The organism is Imperialibacter sp. EC-SDR9, from assembly GCF_902498805.1.
Taxonomy (GTDB): domain Bacteria; phylum Bacteroidota; class Bacteroidia; order Cytophagales; family Cyclobacteriaceae; genus Imperialibacter.
On record NZ_LR701578.1, the window covers coordinates 56,690 to 78,499 of the forward strand.

The 21,810-nt window shown below is 47.1% G+C and carries 17 protein-coding genes; 10 read left to right on the top strand and 7 right to left on the bottom strand.

Annotation, left to right across the window (positions count from 1 at the left end; all coding sequences use genetic code 11):
* Positions 1–108 precede the first annotated feature (108 nt).
* Positions 109–2,115, bottom strand: a complete 2,007-nt coding sequence (locus GC130_RS07245) for a thiamine pyrophosphate-dependent enzyme (protein ID WP_370455760.1) — start codon at positions 2,113–2,115, stop codon at positions 109–111.
* 158 nt (positions 2,116–2,273) lie between these two features.
* On the opposite strand from GC130_RS07245, the gene GC130_RS07250 reads away from it, so the two are divergent.
* Genes GC130_RS07250 through mnmD form a run of 3 tightly spaced genes read left to right on the top strand, consistent with a single transcriptional unit; the run spans position 2,274 to position 4,695 of the window.
* The gene (locus tag GC130_RS07250; RefSeq protein ID WP_151997615.1) at positions 2,274–3,512 is read left to right on the top strand and encodes a pitrilysin family protein; all 1,239 of its coding nucleotides are present in this window, start codon (positions 2,274–2,276) and stop codon (positions 3,510–3,512) included.
* The gene (ispF, locus tag GC130_RS07255) at positions 3,509–4,018 is read left to right on the top strand and encodes a 2-C-methyl-D-erythritol 2,4-cyclodiphosphate synthase (protein WP_151997616.1); all 510 of its coding nucleotides are present in this window, start codon (positions 3,509–3,511) and stop codon (positions 4,016–4,018) included. The genes GC130_RS07250 and ispF overlap by 4 nt, the downstream gene beginning before the upstream one ends.
* The gene (gene mnmD / locus GC130_RS07260) at positions 4,018–4,695 is read left to right on the top strand and encodes a tRNA (5-methylaminomethyl-2-thiouridine)(34)-methyltransferase MnmD (protein WP_151997617.1); all 678 of its coding nucleotides are present in this window, start codon (positions 4,018–4,020) and stop codon (positions 4,693–4,695) included. Before ispF ends, mnmD begins: the two co-directional genes overlap by 1 nt.
* Before the next feature lies 1 nt (position 4,696).
* On the opposite strand, the gene GC130_RS07265 is transcribed toward mnmD, so the two are convergent.
* From GC130_RS07265 to GC130_RS07285, 5 genes are all read right to left on the bottom strand, one after another.
* A complete protein-coding gene (locus GC130_RS07265; RefSeq protein ID WP_151997618.1) occupies positions 4,697–5,554 on the bottom strand; it encodes a class II glutamine amidotransferase in 858 nt (285 codons plus the stop codon).
* Positions 5,555–5,617: 63 nt separating this feature from the next.
* Positions 5,618–5,968 (bottom strand): DUF3368 domain-containing protein, encoded by a 351-nt coding sequence (locus GC130_RS07270; protein ID WP_151997619.1) that lies wholly within the window; start codon positions 5,966–5,968, stop codon positions 5,618–5,620.
* Positions 5,969–6,113: 145 nt separating this feature from the next.
* A complete protein-coding gene (locus GC130_RS07275; RefSeq protein ID WP_151997620.1) occupies positions 6,114–6,350 on the bottom strand; it encodes a UPF0175 family protein in 237 nt (78 codons plus the stop codon).
* A gap of 37 nt (positions 6,351–6,387) precedes the next feature.
* Positions 6,388–9,315: an FAD-binding and (Fe-S)-binding domain-containing protein gene (locus GC130_RS07280; protein ID WP_151997621.1), complete on the bottom strand. Its 2,928-nt coding sequence runs from the start codon at positions 9,313–9,315 to the stop codon at positions 6,388–6,390.
* A 79-nt stretch (positions 9,316–9,394) separates the two neighbouring features.
* A complete protein-coding gene (locus GC130_RS07285; RefSeq protein WP_151997622.1) occupies positions 9,395–9,817 on the bottom strand; it encodes a hypothetical protein in 423 nt (140 codons plus the stop codon).
* A 126-nt stretch (positions 9,818–9,943) separates the two neighbouring features.
* Here GC130_RS07285 and GC130_RS07290 point away from each other — a divergent pair, with 126 nt between their 5' ends.
* The 3 genes from GC130_RS07290 to GC130_RS07300 are packed head-to-tail and all read left to right on the top strand — an operon-like array spanning position 9,944 to position 12,923.
* Positions 9,944–10,546: a YceI family protein gene (locus GC130_RS07290; RefSeq protein ID WP_151997623.1), complete on the top strand. Its 603-nt coding sequence runs from the start codon at positions 9,944–9,946 to the stop codon at positions 10,544–10,546.
* A gap of 7 nt (positions 10,547–10,553) precedes the next feature.
* Positions 10,554–11,531, top strand: a complete 978-nt coding sequence (locus GC130_RS07295; RefSeq protein ID WP_151997624.1) for an SUMF1/EgtB/PvdO family nonheme iron enzyme — start codon at positions 10,554–10,556, stop codon at positions 11,529–11,531.
* Positions 11,532–11,579: 48 nt separating this feature from the next.
* Complete coding sequence (locus tag GC130_RS07300) at positions 11,580–12,923, top strand: Gfo/Idh/MocA family oxidoreductase (RefSeq protein WP_151997625.1); 1,344 nt, start codon at positions 11,580–11,582, stop codon at positions 12,921–12,923.
* Positions 12,924–12,982: 59 nt separating this feature from the next.
* On the opposite strand, the gene GC130_RS07305 is transcribed toward GC130_RS07300, so the two are convergent.
* Positions 12,983–13,975 (bottom strand): FAD:protein FMN transferase, encoded by a 993-nt coding sequence (locus tag GC130_RS07305; protein ID WP_151997626.1) that lies wholly within the window; start codon positions 13,973–13,975, stop codon positions 12,983–12,985.
* A gap of 110 nt (positions 13,976–14,085) precedes the next feature.
* Between GC130_RS07305 and GC130_RS07310 the strand changes: the two genes are divergently transcribed.
* The 4 genes from GC130_RS07310 (at position 14,086) to GC130_RS07325 (ending at position 21,808) form a co-directional block, all read left to right on the top strand.
* Positions 14,086–17,145: a PVC-type heme-binding CxxCH protein gene (locus tag GC130_RS07310; RefSeq protein WP_151997627.1), complete on the top strand. Its 3,060-nt coding sequence runs from the start codon at positions 14,086–14,088 to the stop codon at positions 17,143–17,145.
* 40 nt (positions 17,146–17,185) lie between these two features.
* Positions 17,186–18,106 (top strand): hydroxypyruvate isomerase family protein, encoded by a 921-nt coding sequence (locus tag GC130_RS07315; protein WP_151997628.1) that lies wholly within the window; start codon positions 17,186–17,188, stop codon positions 18,104–18,106.
* 202 nt (positions 18,107–18,308) lie between these two features.
* Positions 18,309–19,043: a hypothetical protein gene (locus GC130_RS07320; RefSeq protein ID WP_151997629.1), complete on the top strand. Its 735-nt coding sequence runs from the start codon at positions 18,309–18,311 to the stop codon at positions 19,041–19,043.
* Between the two features lie 2 nt (positions 19,044–19,045).
* Positions 19,046–21,808: a TonB-dependent receptor gene (locus GC130_RS07325; RefSeq protein WP_151997630.1), complete on the top strand. Its 2,763-nt coding sequence runs from the start codon at positions 19,046–19,048 to the stop codon at positions 21,806–21,808.
* Positions 21,809–21,810: the final 2 nt, after the last annotated feature.

Here is a 21,810-nt window from a genome sequence, read left to right on the forward strand (position 1 = left end):
GTGAAAGATTTAAAAGAAGAAGAAATAAACACCCGTTAAACTCAATTAAGTAAACCTAAAGCGGCAATATATAAAATTAATGCCCAAATGAAGAATTGACAGCCTTTACTAAAAACGCAAAAGTTCTTCGATTCTTTCCTTCAGGCGGCCTTTTGGTAAAAAATTTTGCTCCAATGCCGGTGCAAAAGGCACTGGCGTGTCAAGACTTGCTTCACGCATAACTGGCGCATCAAGACTGGTGAAGCAATGCTCACTTATCCAGGCAGCGATTTCGGCACCGATGCCACCCGTGAGGCAATCCTCGTGCAGCACCAACACTTTGCCTGTTTTCTTCACTGTCTCCCTTACCGCTTCCTTGTCCCAGGGTAATAATGTCCTCAGATCGACAATGTCGGCCGACACGCCCAGTTCTTTACAAACATGCTGAGCCCAGTGTACCCCCATGCCGTAAGTAATAATGGAAATATCGGCGCCTTCGGCCGCTAGTCGGGCTTTGCCTATTTCGACAGTGTAGTAATCATCAGGAATCTCTTCTGTAAGGGAGCGGTAGAGCACTTTGTGCTCAAAGTACATGTAGGGGTTGGGGTCTTCCAAAGCCGCATTCAGCAGACCCTTGGCGTCATACACGGTGGACGGATAGACGATTTTCAACCCTGGTGTGTGAAAAAACCAGGCTTCGTTGGATTGACTGTGGAATGGCCCTGCTGCGACACCAGCCCCTGTTGGCATCCTCACTACCACATCTGCCTTCTGGCCCCACCGCCAGTGGCTTTTGGCCAGGTTGTTCACGATTTGATTAAAGCCCTCAGTTACGAAATCGGCAAACTGCATTTCCACCATCGACTTCATGCCTTTGATGGAAAGCCCAAGGCCGGTGCCTATAATGGCCGACTCACACAATGGCGTGTTGCGCACCCTGTCTTTTCCAAATTTCTCAACAAAGCCATCCGTCGCTTTGAAAACCCCACCGTACTCTGCAATGTCCTGACCCATGAGCACAAGCTCGGGGTATCGCTCCATGCTTTGACGAAGACCGTCGGTAATAGCATCGAGAAAGCGCTTCGGGGAAGTACTCTTAGTTTTTGGCGCATTTACTTGTTGCTCGAAAGGGCTGTAAAGGTCGGCCAGCTCCTGCTCCGTCGACGGAATCACCTCCGGCTCGCTGAAAGCTGTCTTGACTGCCTTGTCTACCTGGCCTTTTATTTTCTTCCTGGTCTTTTCTGCGGTCTCACCGGTCAACACGCCAGTTTCTAGCAGGTATTGCTCAAAATTATTGATGGGATCTTTGGTTGCCCAGTAGTCCATTAGCTCCTTGGGTACGTACTTGGTACCGGACGCTTCCTCGTGCCCACGCATCCGGAATGTGTTGGCTTCAATCAGAATTGGGCGTGGATTTTTTCTTATATCCTCAGCCAATCTGGATATGTTGAGATAAACTTCCAGAATATTATTTCCATCGATACTGATGGTTTCGATGCCATAGCCTGGCCCCTTATCAACAAAGGATTTGAACTTGAATTGTTCGTTGCTGGGTGTGCTCAGACCATACCCGTTGTTCTCTACAATAAAAAGCACCGGCAAATCCCAGACAGCTGCCACATTGAGGGCCTCGTGAAAGTCGCCCTCGCTGCTGCCACCATCGCCTGTAAAAACAGCGGTTGCGGCATTCTCCTTTTTCAGCTTACCTGCCAGGGCAATACCATCTGCCAGGGCCAACTGCGGCCCCAAATGGCTGATCATTCCCACAATCTTATATTCTTGTGTACCAAAGTGAAACGACCTGTCCCGGCCTTTGGTAAACCCATTGGCCGTACCCTGAAACTGCGAAAAAAGTCTTTCGTAAGGGATGCCACGGGAGGTAAACACGCCAAGATTGCGGTGCATTGGCAGGATGTATTCGCTTTCCTTTAGAGCGAGTGTAGCCCCAACGGATATCGCTTCCTGGCCAATGCCTGAAAACCATTTGCTGATTTTGTTCTGACGAAGAAGGATGAGCATTTTCTCTTCGATCAGCCTGGGCTCCAACAGCTTTTCGTATATGGAAAGAAGCTGCTTGTCAGTAAGCGACTTCCTGTCAAATTTCATTTGGGTGTGGGTTCCGGCCGCAATTGCCATAATCTGTTGTTTAATTGTTAGCCAAATGTAAATGTTTGAGCTTTGCGGAGGAAAGCGGAGATGGAAAATTCTTCGCAAAACCGAACCTTTTACTTATTCGATGTAGTTTCGGACAATAGTATCAGTGAATGCTTATTTTAGCGACAATTTTGTAGCAAATGATTCAATTCGAAAGTTTTAAACTGGCCAATGGGCTGGAGGTGCACGTTATACCCGACCCCAGCACCGAACTGGCGGTGGTCAATATCTTATACAAGGTAGGGTCAAGAGATGAGGAAGAGCACAAGACCGGCTTTGCACATCTTTTTGAACACCTGATGTTTGGCGGCTCAAAGCATATTCCCAGCTACGACGAGCCACTTCAGTTGGTCGGCGGAGAAAACAACGCCTTTACTAGCCCAGACATCACCAACTACTATATCACGTTGCCGGCCGCCAACATCGAAACCGCCTTTTGGCTGGAGTCGGATCGTATGTTGAGTTTGTCATTTGACCCAAGAGTGCTGGAAGTGCAACAGAAGGTCGTCATTGAGGAATTCAAACAGCGCTATCTGAACCAGCCCTACGGCGATATTTGGCTTAAGCTGAGACCCCTGGCATATAAAGAGCACTCCTATAAATGGGCGACAATCGGCAAAGAAATTTCTCACATAGAGAATGCGACCATGAGCGATGTGCAAGATTTTTTCTTCAAATATTATCGTCCCAATAATGCTATCCTGGTAGTGGCGGGCAAGGTAACCACCGAACAAGTTCGAAAGCTGGCAGAGAAATGGTTTGGCCCAATTCCGGCAGGCGATGTCCCGGCACGACACTTACGAGCAGAGCCGACACAAAATGAAGCCCGAATACTGAATGTGCAATCAAAAGTGCCTTTGAGCGCTCTTTACAAAACCTTTCACATGAGTGGAAGGGCAGCCGGCAACTACCAAACGATCGATTTTCTCGGTGACATTTTGGGCAGAGGTAAATCGAGCAGGTTATACAATGTGCTCGTGAAAGAGAAAAAAATATTCAACAGCATACAGTCGTATGTGCTGGGCTCCATTGACCCCGGTCTTCTGATGATTGATGGCAAGCTGAATGAAGGACATACCTTTGACGAAGCTGAAAAGGCAATTGATGAGGTGTTGAGCGAAATAAAATCGAAAAAGATTAACGACGATGAGTTAGTCAAAGTGAAAAACAAAGCACTTTCATCTCTTGTTTTCTCTGAAGTGGAATTGCTGAACCAGGCAATGAATGTGGCTTTCATGTCGTTTCTGGGAGACCCAAACTGGGTGAACAAGGAAACTGATAAAATCGATTCAGTGACCACCGACAATATTCTTGACGAAGCCAACAACATTCTCACCAAAGCCAATAGCTCCACGCTCTACTACGAGGCAATAAAATGAAAAAGCCAACTATCAGGATCGGTTACGGATACGATGTGCACCAGCTAAAGGAAGGCTACGACCTATGGCTTGGGGGCATAAAAATCGACCATGAAAAAGGTGCCGTTGGGCACTCAGACGCCGACGTGATCATTCACGTAATTTGCGATGCCATTTTGGGTGCTGCCAACATGCGGGATATTGGTTATCACTTCCCTGACACAGATCCAAAATACAAGGGAATTGATAGCAAAAAACTGCTCGACGAGGTGATGACCCTCATTAGAAATAAACACTATGAAGTGGGAAACATTGACGTGACTCTCTGCGCTCAAAGGCCAAAAGTGAATCCGTTCATTCCTAAAATGGTGGCCGTTCTTTCCGAGGTAATGGATGTAGCTGAGGAAGATATTTCCATAAAAGCCACTACCACCGAAAAGCTGGGCTTCGTTGGAACCGAACAAGGTATTGCCGCCCATGCTGTGGCGCTTATTTATAGAGTAGAAAAAACAAAGGGCGGAGGTTGATGGACTCAAATGTTCACCTGATCCTGACAGAAGACGGCTCACATTCCTTGAAGAATGAAGCCCTCAATGAGACCTACCACTCGTTCCATGGTGCTGTTCAGGAATCAGCTCACGTTTTTATTGCAATGGGGCTCGGGCATTGGTGTGATCATCACGACAGTTCACCGAGAATTTTGGAGATTGGCTTTGGCACGGGGCTCAATGCATTTTTAAGTTTGATTTTCGCAGAAGAGCACCAAAAGGAGGTTTACTTCGAATCATTAGAGACCTTTCCTTTGCCAGCTGAAATCTATGAAGCACTTAATTATGCTAAGGCTGTCGGAAAAGCCGAGTTTGGTTACCTTTTCGGCCAGCTTCACACGTCTCAGTGGGGTGAAAAAGCTGAGCTGACCGCCCATTTTTCACTTAAAAAAGTAGAAACTCCGGTGCACCATTATTCTCCAACCACTCCTTTCAATATCATCTATTTCGACGCATTTGCTCCCAACAAGCAGCCCGAGATGTGGGCCGTGGAAGTGATACAAAAGATGTATGACTCACTTGCTCCCGGGGGTTTTCTGGTAACTTATTGCGCACAGGGGCAGTTTAAACGAAACCTGAAGCAAGCAGGCTTCAGAGTGGAGGAGCTCCCCGGCCCGCCAGGCAAAAAGGAAATGGTAAGGGCTGTGAAAAGTTAGGTTATGCTGTCACCTTTCTCAAGCTCACACTCAAATCCTTTTTCACTAAAATCATGTGGTTGTCGGGGATAGGCTTCCAGTCTTCAGCAAACTCCGTCAATTTTTCAGACACAATCATCACCGACTTTTCTTCTGGCGTGGCAGGCAACATGTGGCACATGCCGTCTTCGCACACATAGCGGCTTCCCTCTGAGTAGTATAAAGTCAATGGCTTGTCGCTCGGGTTGGATATGTACCGCAGGCCCACCATGCGCTCACCGTCCACAAATACCATGTTTAGGTAGGCAGGGTCGGTAATCTCAGCTTCGTGCATGGCAGCCTTCATGTCGACAATCATTTCCTCGAAGGAATCGGCCACATCCTCGGCGTCGAAGTTGGTGCCTCTTGTCGCCAGCTTATCAAGAAAAACGGCGAATAGGTGCTCAGAGTCCGTCTGGCCTTTAATCCAGCGGTAGCGATCTTCATGTAGAGAAGTGGTTAGCCGGCGTTTTATTTTGATGAAATCGTCGACGCCACCATTGTGCAGCATCAGGTAGTTTTGGTAATGAAAAGGATGGCAATTAGCCTCCGATACGTCTCCTTCGCTGGCAGCACGAACATGAGCCACCAGGCACTCCGACTTTACTTTTGGAGCCAGGTAGCGCAGGTTGCGGTTGTTCCACGCCGGATAAATCGACACAAACGTGGCGGGGTCGGGCGAAATTTCTTTGTGGTACCAGCCCACGCCGAAACCGTCTCCATTGAGCGGCTCCTCAATTTCTTTGGCGCTAAAGCTCTGTTTGATCATCGAGTTTTTAGGCTCATACAGGAATTTATCCATCAGGATAGGTCTTCCCAGGTAGGCGAGGAGTCGGCACATAAGGGTGTGTGGTTAAATTGAGAAAAGATAGGGGATTTTTGGAACAGACAATTTAAATCCCGCCTATTTAATTACTTCGTTGGCAGCCGATAAAGCAGATTGATAAACTTTTGCTGAAATAAAGAAATTTGCCTCTTCAATCAGTTGATCCAAAAGAGGTTTGACAGCACCGATAAAGCCTTTCTCCTTTGCTAAAATCAAAATGCCAACAAGGCCAATGCACCGAATATTATACGACTCAGCGATAGCCCTTCCTTTTCTTTCGTCAATCAACAGGAGGCTATTAGTATATGTCAAAGACAAGGCAATTGCTTCGGACTCGCCTCTGTCGAGCGTTTCCGTAAGTCGGTCATAAACGGAAAGATCTTCAAGGCTCTTTGTCTTTATCCAATCGGCATTGACAAAAGCACTCATATCGATTCCGAAATTTGCCAACTGTTCGATTTCAACAAACACTCTTTCGGGTATAAAAACATCCCCAAACAGAGAACGGAGCAAATCTAATTTTTGTATCACTATCAAGTTGGACACAGGGGATGTGTCTGCAACTACTACCACCTCAAAGCCTCTTTATTGTTTGAATATCTTTCTCCAAGTCATCTTCACCGTAGTGAATAGATATTTTCCTTTCAGAAAGAATCTTCTGGAGTTGAAAAGAATGAATCCCAGCAAAGGCTGATGCTTTGCCCAAAGTGAAGACCTCTCTTTGAAACAAGAATATCGCCAGTTCAAGCTTGAACTGCTCTTCAGACATATTCGCCTGGTTGAGTATTTCGTCTGTGATAAGCAAACTCATACTTCAAATTTAATCAAATTGAGCCAAATATTGTAATTTACACCAAAGCCTCCCAAAGCACCTCCACCGGATGCTTCGCCACTCTGTCAGTTCCATCTTTGATCTGGTGACGGCAGCTTGTGCCTGGCGCTACTATGATGGTTTCGTCAGCTTCTTTCCTTACTGTTGGGAAGAGCACCAACTCGCCAATTTGCATCGAAACCTCATAGTGTTCTTTCTCATAGCCAAAAGAGCCTGCCATGCCGCAGCAACCACTTGGAATGAGCAAAACTTCATAATTCTTAGGAAGACTCAGCATTTTCTTCGAAGGAACTACTGAACTCAATGCTTTCTGATGGCAGTGACCATGTAGCCTGATTCTTTTCTTCTCTTCCGTAAACTGCTCTGCCTTGATATTGCCCTTTTCCATTTCGGCAGCCAAAAATTCGTCAATCAGGAAAGTGTTTTTCGCAATTTCCCTGGCCTGCTCCTTTACTTCCCCCCTTGTCAGGTCAATATATTCGTCTCTGAAAGAGAAAATCGTACTCGGTTCAATCCCAAGTAGTGGTTTTTCGTTTGAAACTTTACCCGCCAGCAACTCGATGTTTTTTTCTGCCAACTCTTTGGCTTCCTTGATCAACCCTTTCGACAAGTGAGCCCGACCTGATTCTTCGTGGGTAGGCATTTCGACAACATAGCCCAGCTTGTCCAGTAGCCTTACTGCCGTTGCTCCAATCTCGGCGTCGTTGTAGTCGGTGAACTCGTCGCAAAACATAAGCACGCTCCCCTTGGCTTCGGATGGGTTTACAGTCGGTTTGAACTCCTTCTCAAACCAGGCACGGAAAGTGGTTGTGCTTAATCTCGGAATGGGCCGATCCTGAGCAAAACCCAGGAATGCTTTAATAATAGGTGCAGTTACCGGATTGCTGATGCTGAAATTGTACAAGCCAGGGGCAATTGATGCCAGCTTACTGGCTTTGGCAAAGCCAGCCACCATCCTGCTACGGAAAGGGATACCGTTCGCTTCGTGATAATGCTGTGTGAACTCTGCTTTCAGTTTACCCATGTCCACATTGCTGGGGCACTCTGATTTGCAGCCTTTGCACGACAGGCACAAATCCATCACTTCTTTGATCTCTTTGTGATCGAATGGGTTTTTCTTTGTGCTGCTGGTCAGCATTTCCCTGAGCATGTTCGCCCTTGCTCTGGTGGTTTCTTTCTCGTTACGGGTAGCCATAAAGCTCGGGCACATGGTGCCTCCGCTCAAATGGGTTTTTCTACAGTCGCCTGAGCCGTTGCATTGCTCAGCTGCCCGAACGATGCCAAGGGTATCGGAAAAATCAAAGAGCGTGTCAATTTCTTTGGTCCCCTGCCCGATTGTATACCGAAGAGATGTATCCATCGGCGGTGTGCGGACGATCTTGCCGGGGTTCAGGATATTTTCCGGATCAAAGACATCTTTGATCCTCTCCATCAACTCATAGTTTTTTTGCCCGACCATCTGAGGGATGAACTCCCCTCGCAACCTGCCGTCGCCATGCTCTCCGCTTAAGCTACCTTTGTATTTTTTTACCAGGGTCGCTATTTCCTCGGCAATGGTGCGGAACATTTGCTGGCCCTCGGCTGTCTTCAAGTCCAGAATAGGGCGCAGATGCAGTTCGCCAGTGCTGGCATGTGCATAATGCACACTGCTCAGCCCATATTTATGCAGAATTTCATTGAACTCCCTAATATATTCCGGCAGCTCGTTCACATCCACAGCGGTGTCCTCAATCACCGGAACGGCTTTGGCATCTCCGGGCATGTTGGCCAGCAATCCAAGTCCAGCCTTTCTCAAAGTCCAAATCTTGCCCATGTCGTCACCAAAAAGGATCGGGAAATGGTAACCCAGCCCAATCGACTCCATTTCAGCAATCATTGCCGCAACATCTTTATCTCTCTCTTCGGCTGTCTCTCTTCCGATTTCAACCACCAAAATGGCTCCCGGGTCACCCTGGATGAAAAACCTGTTTTTGTTTTGTTCAATATTGCTCTTGGTGCAATCGAGGATGATTTTGTCGATCAGCTCGCAGGCACTTGGGCTGTATTTCAGAGCAACGAGGTTACCCCGCAAGCTTTCTTCGATGGTATTATAGTGAATGCACACCAGTGCCCTATCCTTTGGAGGAAGTGGTACAAGATTAAGCTTCAATTCGGTAATAAAAGCAAGCGTGCCTTCGGAGCCGGCTAGCAAAGAGCAAAGGTTGAAATCGGGGCCCTTTTCGCTGAAAGGTTTTTCCCTCAGGAGCATGTCCATGGCATACCCGGTGTTGCGCCTGGGGATGCTTACTTTCGGAAATTCTTTTTCAATTTCTGCCTGATTTTCCGGGTTATTTAAAATGCCGAATAACTCTCCGTAGATTTTATTTTCAAGGGTAGAGTTGCTCTCCACCTTCTTCATGAACTCATCCTGGTCCAGTGAATGAAAAATTGCATCGGAGCCGTCGCTTAGAATTACTTTTGCTTCGAGCAGGTGCTCACGAGTGCTGCCATACACCACAGAATTTGAGCCACAGGAGTTGTTGCCCACCATGCCGCCCACCATGGCCCTGTTGGCTGTGGACGTCTCAGGGGCGAACATCAGACCAAATGGTGCCAGGTGTTTGTTCAAATCATCACGCACAACGCCCGGATGCAGCCGCACCCACTTTTCTTCCTTGTTTACCTCAAGAATCCGGGTAAAATATTTGGACACGTCTACCACGATACCACTGCCTACTACCTGACCTGCCAGTGAGGTCCCCGCAGTGCGTGGAATCAGTGAGGTTTTCTGCTGACGAGCAAATTCAATAAGTTTCTTGATGTCGGAAATGCTCTTTGGCATAGCCACAGCGAGCGGCATTTCCTTGTAGGCGGAGGCATCTGTAGCATACAACCTCCGCAGCACATCGTCAATAAAGAACTCTCCTTCCAGGGTTGAGCCGAAGGATTTTAAGGTGTTTTGCATAAGTCACAAAGAAGAATTCAAATTTATGACTTGAATCAAACAAATGAACAATAAGGGGGATATTCTTTGCCTCAAAGGGCTAAATCTTCGTGAGCACAAAGTCTTTCTTTTCACCCTGCTCGAAGCTTTTTAGTGTCATGCTGTCATCGGTTTTTTCATATACCTGCCAGGTACCATTGATTACTTTGGATGGTTCCTTTGGATTGGTAAGATCGACGGTCAAAACCTTTGTGGCCTCATCTACCTCATAAGAGCCATAGGAATCGTTCTGCCCATTCTTATTGACAAGAAAATCACCATTCGAAAATATTTCAAATGTGAATTCCGAGAGTGTTGCTGTTTCGTCAGTTCCAGCCAGCTTATAAGTTGTAATCGACCATTCTCCTTCAAAGTCTGCCGCTGTGATAGCCACCGGCTTGGGGTCTTCATCTTTGCTGCATCCGAGCATGGCCACTGCCACAAATAGTAAGGCCCATTGCCTCCACACACCTTTCATCGTCATCCGTTTCTTTTTTATTGCATGAATTTAAACAATTAATCAGGCCTTTACACTGATTCGTCAAATGATTCTTCTGGTTCTCGTCATTTTACATTTAATTTATTATTCGAAAGGAATTACTTAAACGAAATGAAAAGAACACACCCGATTCTACTGGCGGTTGCCTTTTTGGCAATTTTCAACCAGAGCTATGGTCAAAACTCAGATTTGAAAGTCAGCAAATCTTCCGAAATGTCAATTTCTGGCACCTCCACGCTTCATAGCTGGACCTGCAATGTCACTGACGTAAGCGGTACTGTTAAGGTAGATGAGAAAATTCTCAAAAAAGGCGAATTCAAGAAAGGCGATAAAATAGCGGCGGTGTCTATTACTGTGCCCGTGCTTAGTATCAAAAGCGAACGTGGTGAAACCATGGAGCAGAAAATGTACAATGCGCTCAAGTATGAAGAAAATCCGAACATTACTTTTTCACTGACCGACAATCGGATCACCTCGCCGGGTAAAGAAACCTTTGCTGTAGAAGCAAAAGGCAACCTTACCATCGCTGGCAAAACAAATGCGATCACTCTCCCTGTAGCAGGAAAGCGTGATGCCAGTGGAAAGTATTCGTTCGAAGGTTCTTACAAACTAAATATGAAAGACTACGACATGGAGCCCCCAACTGCCATGTTTGGACAGATAGTAACCGGAGAAGAAGTGGAAATATCATTTAAACTAATTGTAGAGAACTGATAAGATTATGTTGTTGAAAAGATTGCTAACTATTGGTTGCGTTTCGGTGGCGGGTTTCACTTACGCTCAGGAGGGCTTGGAGCCCATTACCAAGACGATAGAAGGAAGTGAAGTATCGTTTAAAATGGTTCCCATTCCTGCTGGTACTTTTACAGTGGGTAGCCCCGAAGGCGCAAAAAACAGAGAGGAAGACGAAGGCCCTGTTCATCAGGTGGCCCTTGAGGCATTCTATATGTCTGAAACCGAAGTGACATGGGAACTGTACGAACTATTCACTGACAAAGACAAAAGAGCTACCCTTGTGTATGTGGATGAGGCAAGCCAGAAGAAGGCCGATGCCATGGTAAAGCCCAGCACTCCTTATCTGGACCCCAGCTACGGCATGGGCAAGTATGGATTTCCGGCTACCAGCATGACACAGTATGCAGCCGTTACTTTTTGTAAATGGCTGAGCGAGACCACTGGTGAGTTCTACCGTCTGCCAACGGAAGCCGAATGGGAATATGCATGCCGTGCTGGTTCAACCACAGCTTATTCATTTGGCGACAATGCGGACTCACTGAAAAGTTATGCCTGGTTTTACGACAACAGCAACGACAAATACCACGAGGTAAAAGGTAAGAAGCCGAATGCCTGGGGGCTTTACGACATGCATGGCAACGTGATGGAATGGACGCTCGACCAATACCAGGCAGACTACTATGCAACTGTTGCCGATGGTCAGACAAATCCGTGGAGAAAGCCTACTAACCTTCATCCGAGATCGGCCCGTGGAGGCTCATGGGACGACGACCCCGAAGACCTAAGGTCGGCCAACAGAACCAGCTCTACCCCCAACTGGCAAAAGAGAGACCCCCAGATTCCAAAAAGCTTCTGGTGGGCATCGGATGCGCCGTTTGTGGGCATCAGACTGGTAAAGCCAGCCAAGCAACCAACAAAAGCAGAGCAAGCGGCCTTCTGGGCTTCCGTTCTTGACGAAGGTTAACTATATTGATTTTCTGAAACTACCAATACATACTTAACACATACCGTTATGACTCATATTGATTCAAAAAATACCTCCGGGCTCAATCGCAGAGATTTCGTAAAGGGTTCTGCCATGGCCGCCGGTGGCATTATGCTCAGCGGACTGGCATGGGATGCCAATGCCATGACCCTGCAAAAACCAAAGGAGCTTAAGCTTGCCCTCGTAGGCTGTGGCGGCCGTGGTTCCGGTGCCGTAGTGCAAGCACTTATTGCCGACCCCAATGTGAAGCTGGTGGCTATGGCCGACGCTTTCAGAGACAGGCTGGACGCTTGCTACAGCAACATCACCAAAGACGATGTAGACGGCAAAGGCAGTTTGAAAGCAAAAATCGACGTGCCGGAAAAGAATAAATTTGTTGGATTTGAAGGCTATAAGAGCGCTATTGATCTGGCTGACGTTGTCATTCTGGCTACGCCTCCGGGATTCCGCCCCTACCACCTGGAGTATGCCATCAAGCAGAGTAAGCACATCTTCTGCGAGAAACCTCTGGCTACAGATGCGGTAGGTATCCGTAAAGTTTTAGGCCTTCTGGAAGAATCGAAGCAAAAGAACCTCAATATAGTCGTTGGTCTTCAGCGTCATTACGAGTCTTCTTATCGTGAGATCATGAAGAGGGTTCATGGTGGCGAAATAGGCGACGTTACGTCAGGCCAGGTTTACTGGAACAGCGCTGGTGTATGGGTGAGAGAAAGACAACCTGACATGACGGAGATGCAGTACCAAATGAGAAACTGGTATTATTTCAACTGGCTGTGCGGTGACCACATCGTGGAGCAGCACATCCACAACATAGACGTGATGAACTGGGCCAAGCAAGGCTACCCGGTGAAGGCGCAGGGCATGGGTGGACGTCAGGTGAGAACCGGCAAGGAGTTCGGTGAAATTTTCGATCACCACTATGTGGAATACACCTATGAAGATGGCGCTATCATGAACAGCCAGTGTCGGCACATCAAAGGCTGCATGGACAAAGTAACCGAAGAAATTGTAGGCACCAAGGGTCGTGCCGACGGCAGTGGCAACATTGTTGACCTCAAAGGAAATATTATTTACAAGCACAGGGGCAAAGACGATCCGAACCCATACGAGCAGGAGCACGTCGAGCTATTTGCCTCCATCCGAAAAGGTGGAGTCATCAACGACCTTGAAAATGGAGCCAAGGCAACCATGACTGCCATCATGGGGCGTATGGCCACCTATTCTGGAAGAGAACTTACCTGGGAAGAAGCAATCAATTCTGAAGTGAACTTATTCCCCGACAGGCTTGCATGGGATGCTAACCCTAAGTCAATGCCTGACAAAAATGGTTTTTATACCATTGCGGTACCGGGTGTAACTCAGGTTATCTGACATAAAATCGAGTAACTAACATAGACCCTGGCGGCTTCAAACCCGTCAGGGTTTTTTGTTTAATTGACAAATGACTGGCCAAAGGTGAGTTGCTCCATTACCTCACCATTTTTTTTCCACACCATGGCTGATACGTCGCTGTTTCTTTCCAGAAACCTTCTTATCTCTTCCATTTCCATTACACAAAAGGCGGTAGCATACGCATCAGCCTGAGCACCTGACGGTGCTGTAACAATAACAAAAGCGCCGTTGGTCAACGCCTCCCCGGTTTCTGGATCAATGATGTGCGAGTATTTTCTACCTCCGAACTCAAGGTATTGATAGATGTCGCCTGATGAGGCAATGAAACAGTTGGTGCATTTGATCAGCTCATTAATGCCAGGGCCGCCGCTATTTTTGTCCTCCAAAAGAAAGTCCCACGAAGGCTTGCTGGCTGGAGCATCCGCCGCTGCGATTGAGCTGCCGGCTGACACGAACGACCGTGCAAAACCCTCGGCCTTTAGCACCTTCAGTGCCTCGTCAACAGCATAGCCTTTCCCGATTCCTCCGAAGTCGAGTTTCATCCCCTTTTTTACGTATTTTATTTTGAATGGCAGCCTGCTTGTGTCAAACACAATAGCATCAAAGCCATTGACGGCCAAAGCCTCCGCAATCTGCTGTTGTCCGGGGAGCTCATTTTTTCGTTTTGCCCTTCTCCACAACTGTACCAGCGCACCAATGGTAGGATCAAATGCACCAAAAGTCTGTTCAGACATGGCCTGCGACATTTTGAGGACCTTCCCTAAGTCCTCACTCACTTCTACCCAGTTGGCAGGGGATGTAGCATTGAGCTGCCAGGTTTCGCTTTGTTCTGAGTAGTCGCTCAGCGCCAGGTTAATTTCATCGATTCGGGCAAATGCCTTGTATGCCCCCTTTCGAGCCATAAGGCTGTCAGAGCCATCAATAGTAATATTAAAGATCGCACCCATTTTCGGCTCAGCGAAACTGAACTGCTGGCCCCGGGACTGCAAAACAGATAGTAGCAGTAAGAAAAGTAAAACCGTTGGCTTCAAAACAAGTGACTTTATATAATACAACGCTCAATCATCAAACTAAGCGTGGAATAAACGCAGGTTTTATCTATTTTGAAAGTTGATTTACAGAAACACCTACTTAACTCGTTATGGCAAAGAACATTTCCATGTTTAAAAGGGCGATTGCCTTGTCAATCGCCGCCGCATTTTTTACCCACTGCTCCACAGAAGCTCCCCCTGTGGATCGCTCCATATTAACCGAAGCCCAAAAGCGGCTGCCGGAGTATGCCGTTTCGGGGCTGGAGGTAGCTGATGGATTGGAAGCAACACTTTTTGCCGCCGAGCCCATGATCATGAACCCTACCAACCTCGATGTTGATCCCAGAGGAAGAGTTTGGGTGTGTGAAGCTTTTAACTACCGCAGCGAGCTCAATCCAGGCAACGAAGTAGATGCGAAAGGGGATAAAATCGTCATTCTGGAAGACACAGATGGCGATGGAAAGGCCGACAGCCGAAAAATATTTTATCAGGGAACCGATATCAATGCAGCTCTGGGCATAGGCGTTTTTGGTAACAAAGTCATCGTGTCTTGTAGCCCAAATGTTTTCATTTTCACCGACGAAGATGGTGATGACGTGCCAGATAAAAAGGAAGTACTTTTTACCGGACTAGGTGGAGTGCAGCATGACCATGCCATTCACTCCTTCACTTTCGGCCCTGACGGCAAGTTCTACTTTAACTTTGGCAATGCAGGTGACCAACTGCTGGACAAAGATGGCAACCCGATTATTGACATGGTGGGCAACGAGGTAAACGGCTCCGGCAACCCTTACCGCCAGGGGATGCTCTTCCGCTGCGACACCGACGGCAGCAACATGGAAGTGCTTGGCTTCAACTTCAGAAACAACTACGAGCCGGCAGTCGACTCATATGGCTCCATCTGGCAATCTGACAACGACGACGATGGCAACAGAGGGGTTCGCATCAACTTCATTTTAGAATATGGCAACTACGGCTTTACCGACGAGTTCACGGGTGCGAGCTGGAGCACCCGCCGCACCAACATGGAAAAGGAAATTCCACTTCGCCATTGGCACCAAAACGATCCGGGTTCGGTTCCCAACCTTTTACAAACCGGCGCTGGATCACCTACCGGTATGATCGTTTACGAAGGGGACTTGCTTCCAGAAAAATTTAGGAACCAGATGATACACACCGATGCAGGGCCTAATGTGGTTCGGGCGTATCCGGTGGAAAAAAAGGGTGCAGGCTACACTGCCTCCATCGTCAATATACTTAAGGGCAATGACGACCCATGGTTCCGTCCTTCGGATGTGTGCGTAGCGCCGGATGGTTCATTGTTCGTGGCCGACTGGTATGATCCTGGAGTTGGTGGGCACCAAATGGGCGATCAGGCCCAGGGAAGGATTTACCGTGTGGCTCCCAAGGGTGTTGACTATGAGGCAGAAAAAGTAAACGTTTCCAGCGCTGAAGCGGCAGTGAAGTCTTTGCAAAGCCCCAACATGGGCACTCGCTATCTCGCCTGGACAGCCCTTGTCGCAATGGGTAGCGAAGCGGAAGCTGCACTGAAAGGCCTTTTGAATAGCAGCAATCCAAGAATGAAAGCAAGAGCCCTGTGGCTGTTGGCAAGGATTGACGGGAAGACAGATGAATACATTCAGCTCGCAACAAGCGACCCTGATGAAAACATCAGGATCACCGGATTAAAAATTGCCAGAAGCCTGCAGGCTGAAAACCTGGATGACTATCTGGCAAAAGCAGCGTCTGATAAGTCGCCACAGGTAAGAAGGGAAGTAGCCATTGCTGTTCGCTATCTGGATTCACCAAAAGCGGTGGATATTTGGACTGACCTGGCACTTCAATACGACGGAAAGGACAGGTGGTATTTGGAAGCATTGGGTATAGGTGTCGATCCCAGAGGCGAAGAATTCTTTAAGAACTGGATAGAAAAAGGTGGCCTGGAGAAGCCAGGAGCTAACGACATTGTGTGGAGAAGCCGGGCCAAGTCGGCCCTGCCAATGCTGGCGAAGCTGGCTACAAATGGGGAAGGCAGCATGCATGACAATCTCCGCTATTTCCGTGCATTCGATTTTCACAAAGATCCTTCAAAAGACAATCTGCTTGCCAGCATGCTGACGATCAAACATCCCCAGCAGGACAGCATAAAGATTCTGGCCCTGAGCCATATTTCGCCAGAGAAGATCAATTCGGATCCGGCAGTCAACAAAATCATGAGGGGTTCACTGGCACAAATGAAGGGCACTCCAACGTATATGGATTGGGTAAAAAGGTATCAGCTAAGGGATCAAGTGCCTTCATTGGTAAGTATTTACACCCAGTCACCAAAGAGTGAATTTGGCCCGGAGGCAATTAAACTTGTGCACCAATTTGAGGGCATCGACTTTTTCAAAAAACAGCTTCAGCAAAAAGACAACGAAAAGGTAATCGAAACGCTGAATGCGATGACCAACCTTTGGGGGCCGGAAGTTTGGAGCACTTTCAAAGAAATATCGCTTGATGAAAGCAGAGACCTGGCTGTAAGGAAAGCGGCCATCAAAGCCTACGGAACAGGTTGGTCGACCGAGAACAATCTTTTGGACATGGCATTGGCCAACGAGGTGCCCGAAGAGCTGAAAGAGACTGCGATGTACACACTTCTCAACGGCATTAAAAGCTCTGTGAGAAAAGAGGCCGCAAAAATGCTGGCCGCCGGAGACACCAAATTTGGCTCGATTGAAGAGCTGGTGGCTTTGGATGGAAGTGCTACAAACGGCGCTGCCATGTTTGAAAGAGTTTGTTCAACCTGTCACGTCGTCAACAACAAAGGAACACAGTTTGGCCCACAGCTGTCAGAAATTGGTGACAAGCTTGGAAAGGAAGGTCTTTATAAAGCAATTATGTATCCCGATGCCGGCATCAGCTTTGGGTATGAGGGTTACTTGATTACGACGTCAGCGGGTGAAAAAGTAGCGGGGTATGTTTCCAGCGAAACCAATGATGCGCTGGAGTTAACAGTAATTGGCGGTGCCAAAACAAATTATGCCAAAAAGGACATCGTATCAAAAGAGCCATTGGAAAACTCGCTGATGCCAACCGGGCTGCATAACGCTTTCACACAGCAGGAACTGGTCGATTTGGTCGCTTATTTGTCTTCGTTGAAAAATGGAGCGCCAGTTGCTGCCCGATAACACAAAATATACCTACTCGAACACCTAAATAATTAACGAAATGAATAGAAGAGATTTCATTGGCAGAGCAGCCCTGGCAAGTGGCGCAGTGTCGCTTATGGGAGGTAGTGCCTTTGCGCAAGCAAACAAGAATCCCCTCCAGGCTGTTGGTAAGCCATTTAAAATGGACTATGCGCCGCATTTTGGCATGTTTAAAAACCATGTTGGCGATGACCCAATTGAGGAGCTGAAATTTATGTTTGATCAGGGTTTCCGGTCACTTGAAGACAATGGTATGCTTGGCCGACCCGTTGAAATGCAAAACAAAATCGCAGCAACGCTCGAAAGACTTGGCATGCGAATGGGGGTGTTTGTGATCGATGGCGGCGACAACTGGAAAATTTCCTTGACCACAGGGAAAAAAGAATTTAAAGATAAGTTTGTTGATACCTGCAAAAGATCCGTAGAGCTGGCCAAAAGAGCCAATGCCAAATGGATGACAGTTGTTCCGGGCTTCTACGATGCAAGCTTACCCATAGGGATACAAACAGCTAATGTAATCGACGCACTAAGAGCTGGTGCAGAAATATTGGAGCCCCATGGGCTGATCATGGTGCTTGAACCGTTAAGTGACAGACCAGATCTTTTCATGCGAACATCCGCCCAAACCTATGAGCTTTGCAAGGCCGTAGATAGCCCTTCCTGCAAAATCCTTTATGATATCTATCACATGCAAAGGAACGAAGGAAACCTTATTGCCAATATCAACCTTACCTGGGATGAAATCGCCTACTTTCAAATTGGCGACAATCCCGGAAGAAAGGAACCCACCACTGGTGAGATCAACTACAAGAATGTTTTCAAGCATATTTACGACAAAGGATACCGCGGCGTAATGGGCATGGAACACGGCATTTCAAAACCAGGAAAAGAAGGAGAAATGGCACTTGTGGCTGCCTATAGAGAAGTTGACAATTTTTAGTGTAAAAATAAGCCGTTTACCGATACTCATTCATTACAACCACTTAGGGAATATCCTCGCTGCAAAGTGAGGGGTTTTTGGACTTAAATAGTTATAGAATGCTGAATTGTGTCAACTTTCGAAGTTGGTACAATTCAGCCCATTCCTGGTTTCAATGCCGGGTTTGGATTTGTATTGATTTTTATCTGTTTTACCTACTTTGATGCGAAAACTACTACCCTTGCTTCAGCTGGCCATTGGCGCCTGTCTGTACAATACTGCTCCGGCACAAAACCTCGTCAGCCAAAATCCCTCCATAGAAGTTCTCAGCAATCAGTACGACGCCGAAGTCGGGTATAGTGGCAGAATATTCAACGGTGCAGAATATGGAATCAAGTATGCAGATGTTGTTGATCACGCTTTTTTAGTTTCTGAGTGGCAACCTGGCAGCATCAACTTCCTTGATAGAGAATACAAAGGACTCGAACTGCGGTATGACATTGTGAATGACCTGGTTGTTCTCAAACACTACAATCCCAATAACGGCATTTCCATTTCCATCATGCCGGCTCAGGAAAAGATCAATTCTTTTACACTTGCTTCGGTAAAGTTTGTTCGCCTGTCTCCGCAGGTTACCGGCGAGCAAAAATCCCGCTTTTACGAACTGATTGTAGACAAAGAATATAAACTGATTGCCAGGCACACAAAAGAAAAGTTCATAGATAAGTCAAGAGGTGCGCCAGTGGTCGGATTTCAACACAAGGTCAAATTATACCTTAAAAAAGACAATGAATTGGTCATCATCAGAAGCAAGCGAGCTCTATTAAAGGTTCTCGAAGACAAAAAGAAAGAACTCGCTGAGTACTCAAGAGCCAGGAAACTGTACTGGCGAGAAAACCCAAAAAGAGCCGCTGCCGTGTTGGTTAGCCATTATTTTGATTTAAAAGCAGAAAACTGAAAATGAAAAAAGCAGCTACTTTATTACTTATAATAGGGCTCGGGTTCCATTCTCAGGCACAAAACCCAACCATCACCGCTATTTTCAGTGAAACACCCTTTGATCAGGCTGTAAAAACCATTGAAGAGCAGGCAAAAACAGCGATCTTCTACAATCCACAATGGACAGACACTTTACGTGTAAACGCTACTCTTAACTCCGCCTCTCTAAGAGAAGCTTTAACAGCCCTCATTCCGTCCGCTTCCGACTTAAGTTTCTTCATTAATTCGGGAGGCAAAGTAATTATCTCGAAAGGCTATGTGGTCCGGGAAAGCCTCCCTGTTGATTTTTTCACGAGGGAGCCCGTAGAAGACAAAATGGAGGTAGCTGCCCTGGAATTAGAAAAAACAAGAAATAATCAGGGGCCTGTGGAAGATGCCATAGAAAACAAGACTTTCGAAGTAGGCAAAAAAACTGCGGTGCTAGCCTCCGGGAAAGCTACGGTTGCCGGCTACGTGAAAAGCATGGCTTCTGGTGAACCCGTCATTGGAGCATTAGTTTATATCGAAAACCCAAAAATAGGTACCATTACCGACCAGTTTGGCTACTACTCTCTCACCATTCCCAACGGCAAGCAGCTGCTGAAAATCCAAAATGTGGGAATGAAAAGTACGAGGCGGCAAATCATACTCTACGCTGATGGGCTTTTCAACATAGAAATGGAAGAGGATGTGGTGGCTTTGAAGGAAGTGGTGATCGAAGCAGAACGAGATGTAAACGTTACAGGTATGCAAATGGGGCTCGACAGGCTCGATATCCAGTCGATCAAGCAGATGCCTTCTGCTTTTGGCGAGGCCGATATTATGAAAGTAGCCTTAACGCTGCCAGGGGTTCAAAGTGTTGGCGAAGGTTCCAATGGCTTCAACGTGCGGGGCGGCAGCACGAGCCAGAATCTTATTTTGCTGAATGACGCTGTGATTTACAATCCTTCCCACCTTTTTGGCTTCTTCACGGCTTTCAATGCCGATGTGGTAAGAAATGTGGAACTGCACAAAGCGGGCATTCCGGCGGAGTACGGAGGCAGGATCTCGTCGGTGTTTGAGGTAGACATGAAAGATGGCAACAAGAAAAAATTCGCTGGCAGCGGCGGTATAGGGCTGGTCACTGGCCGCCTTTCTCTTGAAGGCCCGATCATAGAAGACAAAGCCTCGTTCCTCATCGCTGGCCGAAGCAGTTACTCAGACTGGATTTTGAAAAGGCTGCCAAACGCTACGTTCAAAAACTCCACTGCCGGTTTCAACGATCTGAATGCGAGAGTGACCTACGACATTGATGAGAAAAACAGCGTCTATATTACCGGCTATTTGAGCAATGACAAGTTTAGTCTCAACTCGGATTCACTGTACCAATACACCAACTCCAACGCTTCCATCAAATGGAAAAAAATATTCAATAGCAGACTTTATGGGGTTTTCACGGGAGTTTCCAGCCACTACGACTACAGCCTGTCATCTGAAGATGTTCCTGTAAACGCCTTCAACCTGGGCTACGGCATCAACCAGCACAACTTCAAAGCCGACTTCAGCTACTTTCCGGAGTCCATGCATAAGATCGACTTTGGGCTAAGCAGTATCTATTATGACCTAAGCCCCGGCTTCAATAAACCCGTAGGTGACCAATCCATCCTTCAGGAGAAGATTTTGGAAAAGGAGAAAGGAATTGAATCAGCCATTTATGTGGGCGATAAGGTCGATGTCAACGACAAGCTTTCCGTCTACCTCGGATTGCGCTATTCAATGTACTCTTTTCTTGGGCCAAAAAGTGTTATTCAATATGACCCAACCCGGGCAAAGGATGTAAATACCATGCAGGACACTGTGCAGTATCCTTCAGGCGATTTTATCAAAACCTATCACGGGCCGGAATATAGGGCTTCAATGAGGTATGCCTTCAATCCCATCAGTTCTGCCAAGTTGAGTTTCAATAGAATGCGACAGTACATTCATCAGCTGTCCAACACCCAGGCCATTTCTCCTACTGATATCTGGAAGCTCAGCGATTCTTATATCAGTCCACAGATTGGAGATCAGTTCTCTATAGGGTACTATCGCAATATGAGATCCAACAGTTTGGAACTGTCAGTGGAAACCTATTACAAGTGGCTAACCGATATGCTTGACTATAAAAACGGTGCAGTGCTTGTGTTGAATGAGCACCTCGAAACTGATGTGATAAAAGCCAAAGGCAAGGCATACGGCCTTGAGATCATGCTGAAAAAGAAAACTGGCAAGCTCAACGGATGGGTAAGCTACACGTACTCCAGAACGCTCGTGCAAATTGCAGGGCAGTTTCCGGAAGAAAGAGTAAACAGAGGCACATACTTCCCCGCCAGCTACGACAAGCCGCATGACCTGACGATTGTTTCAAACTACAAATTCACCAGGAGGATCAATATTTCGGTTAATTACACATACAGCACAGGACGGCCAATTACCTACCCCTTGTCGGTGTATACCATAGGGGGTGCAAACCGGGTCCACTATTCTGACAGAAATGCCTACCGCATTCCTGATTATAGCCGAATGGATCTGTCTATCAACTTCGAAGGCAATCACAAAATCAAGAAGTTAGCGCACAGTTCATGGACCTTCGCCTTGTTCAATGTGCTGGGGCGCAACAATGTGTACTCCATCTACTTTGTGACCGAGCAGGGAGAAATAAATGGCTACAAGCTTTCCGTCTTTGCCCGACCCATTCCAACCATCACCTACAATTTCAGATTCTAATT